The organism is Paenibacillus sp. FSL H8-0537, assembly GCF_038051995.1.
Lineage (GTDB): Bacteria > Bacillota > Bacilli > Paenibacillales > Paenibacillaceae > Pristimantibacillus.
This window is the reverse complement of the sequence record NZ_CP150290.1, coordinates 1,587,912-1,604,704: the sequence shown is the minus strand read 5'-3', so window position 1 is coordinate 1,604,704 and position 16,793 is coordinate 1,587,912. Positions and strand designations below refer to the sequence as shown.

At 48.3% G+C, this 16,793-nt stretch carries 12 protein-coding genes; 6 read left to right on the top strand and 6 right to left on the bottom strand.

The features are described 5' to 3' along the window. Positions 1-130 precede the first annotated feature (130 nt). Both MHB80_RS06525 and MHB80_RS06520 read left to right on the top strand, forming a co-directional pair. The gene (locus MHB80_RS06525) at positions 131-1,171 is read left to right on the top strand and encodes a M23 family metallopeptidase (protein WP_341281411.1); all 1,041 of its coding nucleotides are present in this window, start codon (positions 131-133) and stop codon (positions 1,169-1,171) included. Positions 1,172-1,195: 24 nt separating this feature from the next. After that, positions 1,196-1,645 (top strand): polymer-forming cytoskeletal protein, encoded by a 450-nt coding sequence (locus MHB80_RS06520; RefSeq protein ID WP_341281410.1) that lies wholly within the window; start codon positions 1,196-1,198, stop codon positions 1,643-1,645. Positions 1,646-1,915: 270 nt separating this feature from the next. On the opposite strand, the gene MHB80_RS06515 is transcribed toward MHB80_RS06520, so the two are convergent. The 4 genes from MHB80_RS06515 to MHB80_RS06500 form a co-directional block, all read right to left on the bottom strand. Next, positions 1,916-2,719, bottom strand: a complete 804-nt coding sequence (locus tag MHB80_RS06515) for an ABC transporter permease subunit (protein WP_341281409.1) — start codon at positions 2,717-2,719, stop codon at positions 1,916-1,918. After that, the gene (locus tag MHB80_RS06510) at positions 2,712-3,614 is read right to left on the bottom strand and encodes an ABC transporter ATP-binding protein (RefSeq protein WP_341282880.1); all 903 of its coding nucleotides are present in this window, start codon (positions 3,612-3,614) and stop codon (positions 2,712-2,714) included. The genes MHB80_RS06515 and MHB80_RS06510 overlap by 8 nt, the downstream gene beginning before the upstream one ends. Before the next feature lie 686 nt (positions 3,615-4,300). Next, complete coding sequence (locus MHB80_RS06505; RefSeq protein ID WP_341281408.1) at positions 4,301-5,236, bottom strand: LCP family protein; 936 nt, start codon at positions 5,234-5,236, stop codon at positions 4,301-4,303. Between the two features lie 13 nt (positions 5,237-5,249). Beyond that, positions 5,250-5,681, bottom strand: a complete 432-nt coding sequence (locus MHB80_RS06500; protein ID WP_341281407.1) for a PilZ domain-containing protein — start codon at positions 5,679-5,681, stop codon at positions 5,250-5,252. 314 nt (positions 5,682-5,995) lie between these two features. Between MHB80_RS06500 and MHB80_RS06495 the strand changes: the two genes are divergently transcribed. Next, on the top strand, positions 5,996-6,364 hold the full coding sequence (locus MHB80_RS06495; protein WP_338554856.1) for a helix-turn-helix transcriptional regulator: 369 nt from the start codon (positions 5,996-5,998) through the stop codon (positions 6,362-6,364). Between the two features lie 544 nt (positions 6,365-6,908). Here the strand turns inward: MHB80_RS06495 and gltB are convergent. Continuing rightward, positions 6,909-11,510, bottom strand: a complete 4,602-nt coding sequence (gene gltB / locus MHB80_RS06490) for a glutamate synthase large subunit (RefSeq protein ID WP_341281406.1) — start codon at positions 11,508-11,510, stop codon at positions 6,909-6,911. A gap of 577 nt (positions 11,511-12,087) precedes the next feature. On the opposite strand from gltB, the gene MHB80_RS06485 reads away from it, so the two are divergent. Beyond that, positions 12,088-13,377, top strand: coding sequence for a stalk domain-containing protein (locus MHB80_RS06485; protein WP_341281405.1), 1,290 nt, complete (start codon positions 12,088-12,090; stop codon positions 13,375-13,377). 128 nt (positions 13,378-13,505) lie between these two features. Here the strand turns inward: MHB80_RS06485 and kapB are convergent, their stop codons facing one another. Further along, complete coding sequence (kapB, locus tag MHB80_RS06480; RefSeq protein ID WP_341281404.1) at positions 13,506-13,892, bottom strand: sporulation phosphorelay system protein KapB; 387 nt, start codon at positions 13,890-13,892, stop codon at positions 13,506-13,508. Between the two features lie 306 nt (positions 13,893-14,198). Here kapB and MHB80_RS06475 point away from each other — a divergent pair, with 306 nt between their 5' ends. Together MHB80_RS06475 and MHB80_RS06470 are read left to right on the top strand one after the other, a co-directional pair. After that, positions 14,199-15,314, top strand: coding sequence for a glycosyltransferase (locus tag MHB80_RS06475; RefSeq protein ID WP_341281403.1), 1,116 nt, complete (start codon positions 14,199-14,201; stop codon positions 15,312-15,314). A 49-nt stretch (positions 15,315-15,363) separates the two neighbouring features. Next, complete coding sequence (locus MHB80_RS06470; RefSeq protein ID WP_341281402.1) at positions 15,364-16,779, top strand: NAD-dependent malic enzyme; 1,416 nt, start codon at positions 15,364-15,366, stop codon at positions 16,777-16,779. Positions 16,780-16,793: the final 14 nt, after the last annotated feature.

Below are 16,793 nucleotides of genomic sequence, written 5' to 3'. Positions count from 1 at the left end.
GCATGCCCCCGTTTAAAGACGCTTCCTAGGAGGCGCTTTTCCTATTTTTCTGACATGTTTCCCGCCGCCGCAGAATAAATTGCATTAGAACGTTCTAAATTCTCATACCGGCCGGAAGGAGAAACCTCTATTGAATCGATCGTCCAATTCAAAGTGGTCGTTTGTAATCATGCGCGGCGCCGACAAAACCGTCAAGCAGTTCCATGTCTCAAAGCGATCCGTCATTGCGGCTCCCGCCGCAGCCGCACTAGCCGTGTCGGGCTGCTTTGCCGCGCTGCAGCTCAAATCCGTCTTTGAGCTGCATGAGCTCGAGGCGCAGCTTGTGGAGCAGGCAACGCAGCAGGATAAACAGACGCAGCAGTATCATCATACCGTCGCCAATAAGGATGAGACGATCCTCGCCCTACAGCAGCAGCTGGCAAGCCTTGCCCAGCAAACCGAGGACATGCAGACGCGTGTAGATGAGCTCCTCGCACTGGAAAACAAGCTTAAAGCGTTCATTGACAAATATGGCAGCTCTGATTCTGGGATAGACACAAGCAGCCACAAGCCTCAGCAGCAATCTGAACAGCTGTACAAGCGCGAGCAGGCTTTGGCACAGCAAGCCGATTATGATGCCAGCGGTTCCCTGCAAACGAGCGGGATGTCCTTTCGAGCTTTGGCTTCTTCTACCTCATTTGACGTTCAATCGTTGAGCGAAATGGTCGATTCTTTGGAGGAGACGATGGCGCAGACGCTTCGGCAAGCTCAAACAAGAAGGCAGCAGGTCGACTCCTATCCATCGGGCTGGCCTACCTATTCGAAGAAGCTGACCTCCAGCTTCGGCTACCGCAAGGACCCTTTTTCAGGGAAAGCTGTCTTTCATGCCGGTATAGATATTGGCGGCAAAGCAGGCGACCCTGTTTTCAGCGCAGCGGAAGGAACGATTAAGGAGGTTGGTACTGGAGGCTCAGAGGGCAACTATATTGTTGTCGACCATCATAACGGACTGAACAGCGTCTATATGCATTTGCAAAGCATGGAGGCCAAGGAGGGAGAACAGGTTGTACGGGGCGAGAAAATCGGCCTGCTAGGCTCTACCGGCAGAAGTACGGGCCCTCATCTTCATTTTCAAATTATGCAGGGCGATGAGGCCGTCAATCCTTTGCCCTACTTGCTTCAACCATCCTAAGCTGCGAAACAAGGAGGTTTTTCCATGTCTATTTTCAAGGAAAACAAACGAATATCTCCCACAGATACACTGATTGGGCAGGGTACCCATGTGGAAGGCAAGCTGATCTGTGAAGCAGGCCTGCGCATTGAAGGTGAATACCGTGGAGACATTGAATGTGCAGGAGATGTCATTATTGGCGAATCTGGGATAGCGCGTTCTAACATAACTGCGAAGGATTTGACTGTAGCGGGCAAGCTATTCGGCGATATTACGACGAAGGGGCGGCTCACCATAACCGCAACTGGGCAAATTACAGGGAACATTAACGCCCATTCCTTAATCATTCAAGATGGCGGAAGCTTCAATGGCAGCAGCCATATGGAACGGGGGCAGGCACCGCTCACACGCCCGCTCTCCGAAACAGACGGTACAGGCAAAGAAACGGCTGCTAAGGACGGCAGCAATCGGGATAAAGCCCGTCAGGCAGTCTAGCAAGCGGCTAACGTATTTCAATGAACGGCACGTAAGAAGCAGCTTGAAGCACACAGCTGAAAAACACATAGAACAGGCTATCCGGATTGGATTAAGAGAAGCAGCCTGCAAGCATCATTAGAGAACATACGAAAGCAGGGCAGGCGATAATTCGCCTGCCCTGTACGATTTCACTCCCGCTTGCTCTCTTATTCAGGAGCCAGGCTGGCAAGCCCTCTTTTTCAGCGGACTAAAGCCCCGCCAAGCTTCCCTCATGCTTGTACGTCCTCTCTAAGCGCCAACGTCACGCTTCTCGAACACGAACCAGGTGAGCGCTGCAAATAGCGCATAATAGACGGCAAGCACGCTAATCGCGAAGCCGAGCGTCCGACCGCCTACGTCTCCAACCAAATAAGGCACCAAATCCAATTGGACAAAAAACAAGTAGTCCACCCATTCATAATTGATTAGCCCGATAAAAGGACCAACAGAAATGGAGGAAAATACGAGAAAAATCGATAATCCAATGGCAAGTCCGCCGCTTCGAAATACCGTTGACAGCATAAACGCTATCATTGATGTCACAAGCAATGCAATAAAGCGCATCGCATAATATTTCATATTATATACCGCTGCCGACCCTTCATATTGTCCCTCGTCCATGAAAAAGCCGTGAATCTCTCCAGCCGTTACATTCGTAGAATCAAAAAACAAAAAATTGAACGCAATAGTAAATGCATATAACAGCACGACCTGGAACAGCGCGAACAACACGACCGAAATGTATTTGGACAATAAAATTTTCCATCTCATCCATGGGCGAATAAGCAGCAGCTTAATCGTTCCACTCGTGAACTCCTCAGCAACACTCCCAGCCGCAACGACGGCTGTGAACATCGCAATAAGCAAATAACCTACAGCTGATTCATATTTTACAAGTGTCCACATCGATGTCGCACTGTCTTTGGACATAAAATAAACAGGTACGGTCATAAATACAACCAACGCCAGCAGCAGACCCGTCATAATCCAGGTTCTTGTGCGGAGATAGATTTTCATATTTTCATTCAATAGCAGCTTGCTGAAGTTATACAATATGACCACCCCCCGTCTTCTCGAGGAACCGATCCTCTAAAGATTGATACTGTGCCTGAATGGCATATACTTTAATGCCTGCCGCTACAAGCTTTGCATTAAAGATTGCGACCGCTTCTTTATCCGCCCCAATAGCGATGGCTTGGCCAGCCCTTTCCCCTGTTATCCCCTCAGCTGCTGCAACAGCAAGCGCCGCCTCTAAATCGTCTACTTCAAAAACAACCCGCTGCATTGCCGTTTGTTCTGACTCCCTGTTTTTCTCAACCTTGACAACCTCCACAAGCTTGCCCTGCTGGATTATGGCCACCCGGTCGCACATTAGCTCCATCTCGGCTAGCAAATGGCTGGAGACGAATATCGCCAGTCCCTCTTGCTTGGCCAGCCTTTGCAAATAATCTCGCAGCTCACGAATGCCCATGGGATCAAGTCCATTCGTCGGCTCATCCAAAATAAGCAGCTTTGGACGATGCAAAATCGCCTGTGCTACGCCCAGCCGCTGCCGCATCCCCAGCGAATAGGTATTAACTTTATCATGAATGCGCGAGCCAAGCCCGACAAGCTCCGTCACCTCCTGAATACGTGAATGCTCAACACCAGGAACCATCCGGGCAAAATGAACCAAATTTTGATAACCGGTCATATATTTGTACATCTCGGGATTTTCGACAATGGCGCCGACATGGCGAATCGCTTTCTCAAAATGCTTTGAGATGCTGTGGCCATCGATTTTGATTTCGCCTTCCGTTATTGAAATGAGGCCGACCATCATTCGGATCATGGTTGTCTTTCCTGCTCCATTCGGACCAAGGAAGCCGAATACTTCACCAGCCGGCAAGTCAAGGCTAAGATGATCAATGATCGTCCGTTTGCCGATGCGCTTCGTTACATTTAGCATTTGTACGATTGGCTGCTCCAATTTCTATTTCCTCCTTCTCCAGTGGACCGCATGTCCTCTCACATTTCTAATAGCGATCTAATACTGATCTAACATTAATCTGACTGCATATAACCCTACCTAGTATAATCGAATAAGGAAACAATTGGAACATGCACGCGAATAGCAGCAATGAAATAGAAAAAACCTCCTGCTACACAACTTCTGTAGTCAGGAGGTTTTGGCTTGCCGGATAGAAGCTCGTTTGATAGGGATCATAATCAGATTTGGCAGTTAACGGGATGACTTCACCTGTTACGCTTTGCAATTGTGCCTCCAACTTATTAGCATGGCCAGCTTGTGCCTGAGCACAAGCTCTACAACACCCTAGCCGATTTACTACACGGAAAAATCCAGTTCGGAATAACACATTCGCTAGCCCTGTAGGTATCATGTTTTGGCATCCGACGCAATAGAACTGCTCCTGAAGCTGAATCACCTGATCACTCCTTGTATACTTATTGTATCACTTTTATGTAAAATGTTACGTAATGTATCTGTTTGTTTATATTTTATGGTATTTAGCGAATAATGTCAACAAAAAAACTCAAATTTTGTCGTCTTACAGAAGCATCGAACCCTGACAACATTTTGTCAGGGCCCTTATCATTTTTTTATAAGAACAGAGGGCTTTAAACCTCATCCATCTATATGCTCATTTGTTTTTTAAGAAGCTCGTGAATTCGATTGCGTTCCTGATCGCCGACGATATAATACCAAACCTTATCAATCATCGTCCCGCTGCCGCCTATTTCAACGCTATCCAGCTTTTCGATCCCTGTCCCATATTCCTTAAAAAAGGTTTTCATCTCATCAAAGGTTATATTCGTCCTCACATTGTCGCCCATCTCCGCAAGCAGATTGCTTAATTGTGCAGCGCCATATAAGGTAAACACATTGGAAATGAGCTGCTTTAGGACAGCGCGCTGACGGTCATTTCTTCCCCTGTCCCCTTTCGGGTCCTCATATCTCATGCGAGAAAAAAGCAGCGCCTGTTCACCATTTAACTGAATTGGTCCTTGCTCAAACGTATAACCGCTGAAATCAAAAGCATATGGATTGTTGACGGTTACTCCGCCAAGCTTGTCGATGATTTTCGAGAAACCTTCCATATTGACCCGAATATAATAATCAATCGGATAATCAAGAAAATGCTCCACCGTCTGCTTTGACATTTCCACCCCGCCAAAAGCGTAAGCATGGTTTATTTTGTCCGTCGTGCCATGTCCAATAATTTCCGTTCTCGTATCACGCGGAATGTTGAACATAAAGACCGAATGCTTGAGCGGATTCACTCCCATGACGATCATGGTGTCTGTTCGTCCGCGATCATTTGTCCTCTCATCTACTCCCATTACTAATACGGTGAAGGGCTTCTGCCCGATTATTGCTTCTTCTATGCCGGATACCTGCAGCTCCGAGTCTGAGCTTACGTACGGAGTAGAAATGATGGGCTCAAACATATCAGCAGCCGTTTTTTCAAACCTTCCATAAAGATACCAGCTGTATAAAGCCGTTCCCAAGCCTGCCACCAGGCATACGGTACTGACGACGATAAGCGAGCGTTTCACCCAACGTTTCACCCGAAAATCCTCCTCATTTGACAAAAGTGCTTCTTGCGTTCAAACTGCGGTATAATTGATGGATTTTCTGCTGCTGCGGATGTTGGGCGAGTAATTCTTCATTCAATAGGCGGGTAATAATGGATTTGATAAGCAGTGGGGGCTCAAAATGCATACCGTACTCGAAAACATTATCCGTTCGTTTACGCCAAACCACATTTCCCTGAAGCCGGATGTTTTTGCCGGAAAGCTTCATGCGAATTTCTACCATATACAGTCGATGTACGGGGAGCCTTAAAGAAGACCAGAAGCATAAACCCTCCTGGCTTAAATTCAGCACCAGTACCGTTCCAGTAGATGGACTTATTAAAATGCCATGCCGATTGAGCAGCCTCAGCCCTGCCTTAATGCCTGGCTTTAGCTTTAAACGGACCTTGCTGCGCGAATTTTCCTCTTTAGCATCCATTTATTTCTCCTTATAGGTATAAAGTGATAGAGCCTTGGAAATAATTCGATACATTATGTATCAATCTTTTCCTTCACTTTAAGATACAATATGTATCATGTCAAGCAAAAAAAACGTCTAACAATATTTTTTGCGACATTTCGTTGCAACAAATGCAAATCTAACGTTTCCGTATTAATATAGGTGTAGCAGTAATAATCCAATATGTGTGTATACAAACTAGGTTTTGCATAGCAAAACCTGCCGTTTATATGTTGTAAGTACATTTATGCTTACGAAGTCAGTTTGCTACGCAAACCTTTAGGAGGGGTCATATGAATATAGGCAGCAGAATTGCTCAATTGAGAGATGACAGACATTGGACACAAGAGCAAACCGCAGCAAAGCTTGGCATTTCACGTGCTGCTTTATCTCATTACGAGAAAAATCGCCGGGAACCGGATTCCGAGACATTGAAAAAATTTGCTGATCTATACCAAGTGTCCGTAGATTTTCTAGTTGGACGCACCCTTCATCCGCAAACGGTGCTTAGCGACGACGTTCGCAATTTTACCGAGCATTTGGAGTTAGCCGATGATGAGATATTGGAGAAGTTTAATTTGAGTATTGATGGGCGTAAGTTGACAGTGGAAGAAACGAAACGGTTTATAGCTTTTGTACGAGCGGAGAGAATGATGAATTAGACTATTTATTTGGATGGTGGATTCGCTAGCGGCGGCCATTTCTCTGGAGGAATTCCCATTTGGATAAGAATATCCTTAATATCTAATTCAATACGGCCTGAATTTTTCTCTGCCATCTTCGTATCCGACTCCTGCCTTATGTATAGTTTGAACAATACTGTTATTATACCCAATACCTTACTGGGAATTTGTCGTAAGGTGGGAGCACGATTGTTCTTTTTTTGTTGTTTTTTTGTCGAATTACGTAGATTTAAGGTAAATATTATGTGATTTTTGAAATACTTTTCATTTTTCCTAAATAAGTGAACACTGCTTGTTCGGAAAAGAAAACGGTAAAATCTGCCGACATAAGCAAATGCTAGTTATGGTTTGGCACAAGGTGAAACGGCTGTCGCCGCCCTTTGGCGGCAAAGCTAATGTTTTGCGTAGAATTATAGTGAAAGGATGGAACAATCATATCCTTTCCTATATTTAAAAAAAAGCAATGAAAAACGGCTCTCCTTATCGGAGAGCCGTTTTTCATTTATCTATTGGGCCACATGGATCAGCCGCCTGTGCGGGCAAGCTCTTTCATGCTGGCTTCAAATGCTGACAGCAGCGCTGCGTCTTCCGTCAAACCGGAATCTTCAGCTTTGCGGATATACTCAAGCATTTTCTTATAATCTTTCGGAATGACTTTTACGAAATTCGCAAGCGATAGATCCCAGTCATTCAGCACACGACCGCCAATAGCGCTATCCGTATAGGCAACATGGCGTTCAATCATGCCGCGTAATTCAGCAATGTCGACTTCCTCTTCAAGACGCTCCAGCAATACCATTTCGATATTGCAATGCTTGTAGAAGTCGCCTTGCTCGTCATAGATGTAAGCAACACCGCCGGACATCCCAGCTGCAAAGTTGCGTCCAGTCTGGCCAAGAATGACGACTCTGCCGCCCGTCATATATTCACAGCCATGGTCGCCCACGCCCTCAACAACAACGTTCACGCCGCTGTTGCGAACCGCGAAACGCTCGCCGGCAATACCGCGAATATAGGCTTCGCCGCTTGTTGCTCCGTAGAGTGCCGTGTTGCCGATAATGACATTTTCTTCAGCGACAAAGGTTGCTTTCGATGAAGGAGCCACAATGACCTTGCCTCCGGAAAGTCCTTTACCTACATAGTCATTCGAATCGCCTTCCAGCGATAGCGTAATACCTTGAGGAACGAAAGCACCAAAGCTTTGGCCTGCCGAACCAACGAAGTGGAAGGAAATCGTATCCTCTGGCAAGCCCTTCGCGCCATAACGACGAGTCACTTCGCTGCCAAGCACCGTTCCAACAACACGGTTCGTATTCAAAATTGGGAATGTACCACGTACTTGCTCCCCATTTTCCAGAGCGGCTTTCGCTGCTGGTACCAGTTCCTGAACGTCAAGGGACAAATCCAAACCATGGTTTTGCTCTTGCGCACAGTAACGAATAGCATCCTGAGATACTTCCGGTTGATACAATAGCGGCGACAGGTCAAGACCTTTCGCTTTGTAATGATCAGCCAGATGCTTCGCTTCAAGAATATCTACGCGTCCAACCATCTCCTGAATCGTACGGAAACCAAGCTCAGCCATAATTTCGCGCAGCTCTTCACCAACAAAACGCAGGTAGTTGACCACATGGCTTGGATCACCCATAAATTTCGCGCGCAGCTCCGGATTTTGCGTTGCTACACCGACCGGACATGTGTCTAGTTGGCAAACGCGCATCATTACACAGCCAAGCACAACAAGTGGTGCTGTCGAGAAGCCATATTCTTCAGCGCCGAGCAAAACAGCGATCGCAACGTCGCGTCCGTTCATCATTTTGCCGTCTGTTTCAAGCGTAACGCGATCACGCAGGTTGTTGATCATCAGCGTCTGGTGAGTTTCAGCCAGACCAAGCTCCCACGGCAAGCCCGCATGACGAATCGAGTTCATAGGAGATGCGCCCGTTCCTCCATCATAACCGCTGACCATAATAATGTCGGCGCGGCCTTTGGCAACACCTGCTGCAATCGTACCAACGCCAACCTCGGATACGAGTTTAACGTTAATGCGCGCGCGCGGGTTCGCATTTTTCAAATCATGAACTAGCTCAGCCAAATCCTCGATGGAATAAATATCATGATGCGGCGGAGGCGAGATCAAGCCTACACCTGGCGTGGAGCCACGAACCTCGGCAACCCAAGGGTAAACTTTGCGTCCTGGCAGCTGTCCGCCTTCTCCTGGCTTCGCGCCTTGCGCCATCTTGATTTGAATCTCATCCGCATTGACCAAATAGTTGCTCGTTACGCCGAAGCGTCCCGATGCCACCTGCTTGATTGCACTGCGGCGGGAATCGCCGTTCTCATCCGGAATGAAGCGCGCTGGGTCCTCGCCGCCTTCTCCTGTATTCGAACGTCCGCCAAGGCGGTTCATCGCAATCGCTAGGCTTTCATGCGCTTCCTTGCTGATCGAGCCGAAGGACATCGCGCCTGTCTTAAAGCGTTTCATAATCGATTCCAGCGGTTCAACCTCTTCGATCGGAATCGCTGTTCTGCCATCCTTAAATCTCAGCAATGAACGAAGCATCATATGCTTCTTGTCCTCGCCTTGAACAAGATGGGAGAATTTTTTGTAAAGCTTATAATCATTGGAGCGAGCCGCCATCTGCAGGGTGTGGATCGTCTGCGGACTAAACAGGTGGTCCTCGCCATCTTTACGCCATTGGTATTCGCCGCCGGATTCCAGCTCCGTTACACGGCCTTCCTGTTCAGCGTAAGCCAAGTTGTGATATTTCAGCGTTTCTTCTGCAATAACATCAAGTCCAATACCGCCGATACGCGAAGGCGTCCAAGTGAAATATTCATTAATGAGCTCCTCTTTCAAGCCAAGCGCCTCGAAAATTTGAGCGCCACGGTACGATTGAATCGTGGAAATACCCATTTTGGACAATACTTTAGTTACGCCTTTAGTAGCTGCTTTAATGAAGTTTTTGACCGCTTTCTCATGCGAAATATTTCTCAGCAAGCCTTGGCGGATCATATCGTCAAGCGTCTCAAATGCCAGATAAGGGTTAACGGCGCTCACGCCATAGCCGAGCAGCAGCGCAAAGTGATGAACCTCGCGCGGATCGCCGGATTCAAGCAAAATCGCTACTTTAGTCCGCGTACCTTGGCGAATCAAATGGTGATGCAAAGCGGATACGGCAAGCAATGCCGGGATCGCCGCATTTTCTTTGTCGATACCGCGGTCGGACAAAATAAGAATATTATGCCCTTTGTCGATAACGCGGTCTGCTGCTTCGCACATTTGCTTCAGTGCTGCGCGCAGCCCCTCTTCTCCCTCACTAGCCGTGAAGAAGATCGGCAGCGTAATCGACTTGAAGCCCGGACGACGAACATGGCGAAGCTTCGCAAACTGCTCATTGGAAAGGAGCGGCGTCTCCAGCTTAATGTGGCGCGCACTTTCCGGCTCCGGCTTCAATAGGTTGCGCTCAGGTCCGATTGTTGTACCTACTGCAGTAATGATCTCCTCACGAATCGAATCGATTGGCGGGTTCGTTACTTGCGCAAACAGCTGTTTGAAATAGTTGTACAAACGCTGAGGACGGTCTGACAATACAGCAAGCGGAGCATCGTAGCCCATCGAAGCAATCGGCTCCATGCCGCTGCTTGCCATAGGCTCAAGCACTTTGCGCAAATCTTCAAAGGTATAGCCGAAAGATTGCTGGCGCTGCTGTACCGTCGCATGGTCAAGCTCCGGCAATTCCGGCGCATCCGGCAAATCTTCCAAATCGATCAAATGCTCGTTCAACCACTCGCGGTACGGCTGCTCCGTCGCGATTTGCTTCTTCACTTCCTCATCGGAGATGATGCGGCCTTCCTTCGTATCGATGAGCAGCATCATACCCGGACGCAGGCGATCTTTATACAAAATATCCTCTGGCGGAATAACAACGGTCCCCGCCTCGGAGCCAAGAATAATATGATCGTCCTTCGTTACGTAATAACGAGCTGGACGCAAGCCATTGCGGTCAAGGAAAGCACCGATCTGCACGCCATCTGTAAAGGCCATTGCAGCCGGTCCATCCCAAGGCTCCATTAGAGTGCTGTGGTATTCATAGAAAGCTTTCTTATCATCATCCATGCCTTCGTGGTTAGACCATGGTTCTGGAACCATCATCATTGCCGCATGCGGCAATGAGCGACCGGACAAGTACAAAAATTCCAGCGTATTGTCAAACATCGCTGTATCCGAACCATCAGGATTAATAATCGGTTTAATTTTGTCCATGTCGCTGCCGAACAATTCGGTTTCAAACAGCGTCTGGCGAGCATGCATCCAGTTCACATTGCCGCGGAGCGTATTAATCTCCCCGTTGTGAATCAAATAATGGAACGGATGGGCACGTTCCCAGCTCGGGAAAGTGTTTGTACTAAAACGAGAGTGGACAAGCGCCATCGCTGTGACGACCGACTCATCATTCAGCTCCACATAGAAGGAGCCAACCTGCTCCGTCGTAAGCATGCCTTTATAAACGATTTTCTTCGTGGACAAGCTCGGGAAATAAAACATTTCTCCGCCTTCTTTGCCCGAGAAGCGAATGGCGATTTCCGCCCGTTTGCGAATGACATACAGCTTGCGCTCGAATGCCAAGACGTCCTTCAAGCTCTCGTTCTTACCAATAAATACTTGGCGGACAAAAGGCTTAACCGACTTAGCAGATTGACCGAGCTTTGCATCATTCGTCGGCACGGTACGCCAAGCAATGAGCGACTGGCCTTCTTCACGAATAATAGCTTCAAGATCGCTCTCCAGCGAACGGCGAACGTTCTCATCCTGCGGCAGAAACACCATACCTACGGCATATTCTCCTTCGCTTGGCAGTTCCACTTCCATTCGCTTCAGCTCATTTGCAAAAAACGCATGGGGGATTTGAAGCATAATTCCTGCTCCATCTCCAGTGTTTGGTTCGCTGCCTTGACCGCCGCGATGCTCCATATTCTCCAGCAACGTCAGCGCCTGGCGAATAATCTTGTGCGACTTTCTTCCTTTGATGTTCGCCACGAATCCCATGCCGCATGCATCTTTCTCAAATTGAGGATCATACAGACCTTGTTTCGGCGGTAATCCAAAAATTTTCTCTTTCATTGTGTGCAACCTTTCTATCAGAAGATTTTTGGGGCATGCATAACGGAACCAAGCCGATCGCTGTGAGAACAAGCAGTTATGCTTCATCAAACAGGCTTGTAGCTTGACAAGCGTAAACGGCTGAAGCCGTCCTTTGGTGGCAAAGCTGCCGTTTCGCGATGATATATAAGCCCATTTATAAGTGTGAAACTTATAAATACTTATATTTTAGTAAAGCGGACAATAGAGACTATCCGCCAGCCTATCACTTTGCATAATTACTCATACGTCTGTATCCGACAGCGCGCCGAATAGATGTACACAAACTTTTTAGCTGCACTCGCAGGAAAACGTTCGTGTTATGTTGAATAAAATTAAGCAGCGCTGCGGGGATCGTTTGAGGTTGACCATATTCCGGGCTCTATTCCGCCACTTGCGATTATTACAGTATTTTAACATCAGGCCAAAACGGAATCAATTTAATATTTTCATAATTGTGATCAGAACGGCAATGTTCGTGTTCTTTCTGCAAACTTTATACACAATTATGCAAATGAATGAAAACCCGCTGCTACTATTTTATCAAAAGGAAGTGTCCATGTTGTCTGGAAAGTGGAGGAAAGTGTCGTTTCTATTTATTATTATCGGTTTATTGGTGGCTTCACCCGGCTTGAAAACAGCTGCCGCCGCAGAAAAAGAAGCTGAGTCCTATCAGATCGTCGCACTTGGAGATTCACTAACTGCCGGCTATGAGTATGGCTTTGATGCAAAATCTGTACCATACGGCTACGTGGAGCACGTATATGAGCAGGCATTGTTCCAAGGGCTACGCGCAGAATATGTCAATTACGGTATTCTTGGCCTGACGACAAATGGCTTTAGCCAATTGCTTGGAGCGGTGACAGAAGGTAAAACCGTCACGGTCAGCGATGTTCAGCCTGGACTGAAGGATCCTCGCGCGGCAGCTATCATTAGCGGAACTGCACAAATGCAAGGCAGCATTCGCGGCGCCGATCTGATCGTTATGACGATAGGAGGAAATGATTTGATCGGTATAGCCGCACAAATCACATCCACTACTACGAATGAGGAGAAAGCACAGCTGCTGCAAACGGCGCTGACCCAATTTGAAACAGGGCTGAGCACTGGGCTGCAGGTGGTTACCGCACTCGCGCCAAAAGCAAAGTTCGTAATCGCCGATCAATACATGCCGATTCCGGCTACGATTACAGTCGGCGGTCTAAGCTTTCCCTTACCCGAAGATGCAGCACGCCTGCGTGAGTTTGAGTTACAAGCGCTGAGCCAGCTTAACGATAAGCTTAAAACGATTGTAGCCGCTACAAAAGCGGAAGGATTCGATATTTCCATTACTGAAGTCAGCAAACCTTTTGTCGGCAAAGAGCTGGAATATACGTCGATTGCAAACAGTGACTTCCACCCGACCCGCCTTGGGTACGCGGCTATGGGTCAGACTTATTCTACCACAATATGGAATAAGTTTTTGAGTGTTCGCACTCGCCCAGCGAATGTGCCCGTCTCTGTAGTCGTACGCGGCAAGGAGCTCGCAGCTTCATCCCCTGCCACCATGAAAAGCAACCGCACCTTCGTGCCGATGCGCGACATTACAGATGCCATTGGAGCAAAGCTTGTTTGGAACAAAACGTACCAAACGGCAACCGTTTCCTACAATAATCATACGGTAGCATTTACAATTGGATCTTCTACTATCCTTGTTGATGGCGTGAAGAAAAAACTGAACAGCCCCGCTGCTTATTTGCAAAAGAGTGGCAAAGAACAAAAAACCTATTTGCCGCTAGCGGTCCTCTCCGAGGAGCTTGGCTTGCAGGTTACCTATCGCAGTACGCTTCAAGCTGTCTTCATCAACTAGCTTTAAGCTAAGGCAGCGAGCAAATGTAAGACTAGTCATAAATTAAACAAACGGCAGTCGTCCTAAGCGAACGACTGCCGTTTGTTTTACCCGAATAGCGCAGCACAATATATGAGCTGTATAAAAGGCTACTTATATTGCTTTCCAAGCTGCTCAAGCAAAGCAAGACCTTGCTTCGACCAGCGCTTCAACCGGTCAAGCGTAGCCACTTCGGCCTCCAAAGCAGCACGCAGAGATTCGCGGTAATCCGGCACATCGCCGCTAAAGGTCTGCAGCTGGCGCAGCGGAATCATCGTCTTCTCTGTATAGGCCAGCGCCGGCCGCTCATGAAACAGCGGCACATCCGGCTCATACGGATGATGCAAATCACCTTGCTGTGGATGCTTAAGGACAGCCAGCACCTTGAACAATGCACGGGGTCCATGCAATTCCATTACTTCTCCGACATATAGGCCCGATCTTACTTCTGCTCTCACAATGGCTCCGACTTCAAATGTGCTCCTTGCTTCTTCCATTAATTATGCCTCCTACTTAAGTGCCGTATGCAGCTTCTTTAAATAGCCGCAACACCAGCTTTATTTTAAATGAAACGATCAGGATGTATAATCTGCTTCCGGTTGATGCCATTCTAATCATAAAGGACAATGCCGCAGGCAGGCAAGCTCAGAGCAAGGCAGCTTGTGACAGGTTGCTGCACTGGCATGTGGAGCAGGCCACTATGCGGACGCAACAGGCATGGCCGCTTACATTTTAATAACCTGGAATGACTTGTGTTCCCAACCTCGGCGACGTATTATGGAATTAGAAAAGTAGGTGACATTATGCGTAAGAAAAGAGTGCTGCTACTCTCCGAGGGTTTCGGCTCGGGACATACGCAAGCCGCATATGCTCTAGCGGCGGGATTGCGCCAAATCAACCCCGAGATTCAAACCCGCGTTATTGAGCTGGGCAAATTTCTTAATCCGGTAGTCGGGCCATGGATTATGTCTGCTTATCGCAAAACCGTAAGCAAACAGCCAAAAATGGTCGGCCTGATGTATCGCAGCAATTACAAGAAATCGCTAAACCGCTTTACGCAGCTTGCTCTTCATCGCATGTTCTATACACAAACATCACAGGTCATTTCCCAGTTGAAGCCGGATCTTATCGTATGTACGCATCCCGTTCCCAATGCAGTCGTAGGCAGGCTAAAGCGTCTTGGACTACATATTCCGCTGTACACGCTTATTACCGATTACGATGCCCATGGCGCATGGGTCAATCCGGAGGTCAGCAAATACCTGGTGTCTTCCCCGCTTGTGAGAAACAAGCTGATGGAGCGCGGCGTAATCCCCATGAATATTGAAGTGACCGGCATTCCGGTACACCCGAACTTCTGGACAACCTACGACAAGCAGGAGCTGCTGCAGAAATTCAACTTAAAGCCTATGCCTACCGTGCTTATTATGGGTGGCGGCTGGGGATTGATGTATGAAGACAATCTCCTAGAATATATGACCAAGTGGCGCGAAAGCATACAGTTGATTTTCTGCGTCGGCAGCAATGAGAAGGTAAGGGAGAAAATGCTTTCGAGCACCATGTTCCAGCATCCGAACATTCAAGTGCTCGGGTTCACTAACGAGATCAGCAAGCTGATGGACATTGCCGATCTGCTCGTGACGAAGCCGGGCGGGATGACCTGTACCGAAGGCATGAGTAAAGGAATGCCGATGCTCTTCTATGAGCCGATTCCGGGACAGGAAGAAGAAAACTGCGAATATTTTATTCGCAATGGCTTTGGTGAAATGCTTGATTCTGCTGCAATGGTAGATAAGTGGTTTGCCATGATTCAGGAACCGTATACCTCAGGCCAATTCCGAGAAAGCTTGCTAACGAAGCGCAACCAACAATACGATCCGAAGAGCTGCCCGAATGCCGTCCTGCGTTTAATGCAGTGACGGCGTTTTTGTCAGACTCCTCGGCCAATCGATAAGGAGTGGAAAGCGAATGAAGGAACGCAGCATGGATGGTAAAACGATTATTTTACGGGTGGAAATCGATATTCAGCAAGCACAGTTCGGCAAGGCCGCGACGGCTATTGAGACCGCTGGCGGCGATATTATAGCGATTGATGTCATTCATACCGATAAAACGACGACCGTACGGGATTTGACCGTGAAAATGACCGAGGCTGGCACAGCCGATCGCATTTCCGCGGCTCTTGGCACGCTGCCCGGCATCCGCCTTCAGCACATTTCCGATCGCACCTTTCTGCTCCATCTCGGTGGCAAAATTACCGTTCAGCCAAAAACGCCGATTCAGAACCGCGACGATCTCTCGCGCGTTTACACGCCGGACGTCGCAAGAGTATGCCAAGCAATTGAACAGGATCCATCCAAGGCTTTTACGCTAACCATCAAGCGCAATACCGTCGCTGTCGTCTCTGACGGAAGTGCCGTACTCGGGCTTGGCAATATCGGACCCTATGCCGCAATGCCTGTCATGGAAGGCAAAGCGATGCTGTTCAAGCAATTCGCAGACGTTGATGCGTTTCCCATTTGCCTCGATACCCAGGATACGGAACAGATTATACAAGCCGTCAAACAATTAGCGCCGGGTTTCGGCGGCATTAATCTAGAAGATATTTCCGCTCCGCGCTGCTTTGAGATCGAACGCCGGTTGCGTGAAGAGCTTGATATCCCTGTGTTTCACGATGATCAGCATGGCACGGCCGTCGTCCTGTTCGCCGCTATGCTGAACGCGCTCAAGCTGACGGGTCGAAACATTTCGGGTACCCGCTTCGTTATATGTGGTATTGGAGCGGCAGGTACGGCTTGCACTAAGATGCTGCTTGCCGGCGGCGCAAAACATATTATTGGAGTCGACCGTGAAGGGATTTTAACCGCAGACCGCCATTATGACAATAGCATGTGGCAGTGGTACGCCGAGCACACAAATGCCGAGAAGAAGACGGGCCATTTGGCCGAAGCGCTTGCTGGTGCAGATGTTTTTATTGGCGTATCGGCAGGCGGGATTTTGTCCAGAGCGCATGTTGAGTCGATGAATGCAGAGCCTATCGTATTTGCTATGGCGAATCCCGAGCCTGAAATTCGACCGGAGCTGGTCGAGGATATCGTTGCCGTGTTTGCAACAGGGCGATCCGACTATCCGAATCAAATTAACAACGTGCTTTGCTTCCCGGGGATTTTCCGCGGGGCACTCGATAGCCGAGCAACTACCGTTAATGAAGAAATGAAGCTGGCTGCCGCTGAAGCGATTGCTGCTGTCATTAGTGATGACGAGCTCAGTCCGATGTATATTATCCCCAGCGTTTTCAATGCCAAAGTCGTAGAAGAGGTACGCAAACGCGTCATCCATGCTGCTATCGAGAGCGGTGTAGCTCGCAGACATCCGCGCGAATAGCCTCACAGAAAGGA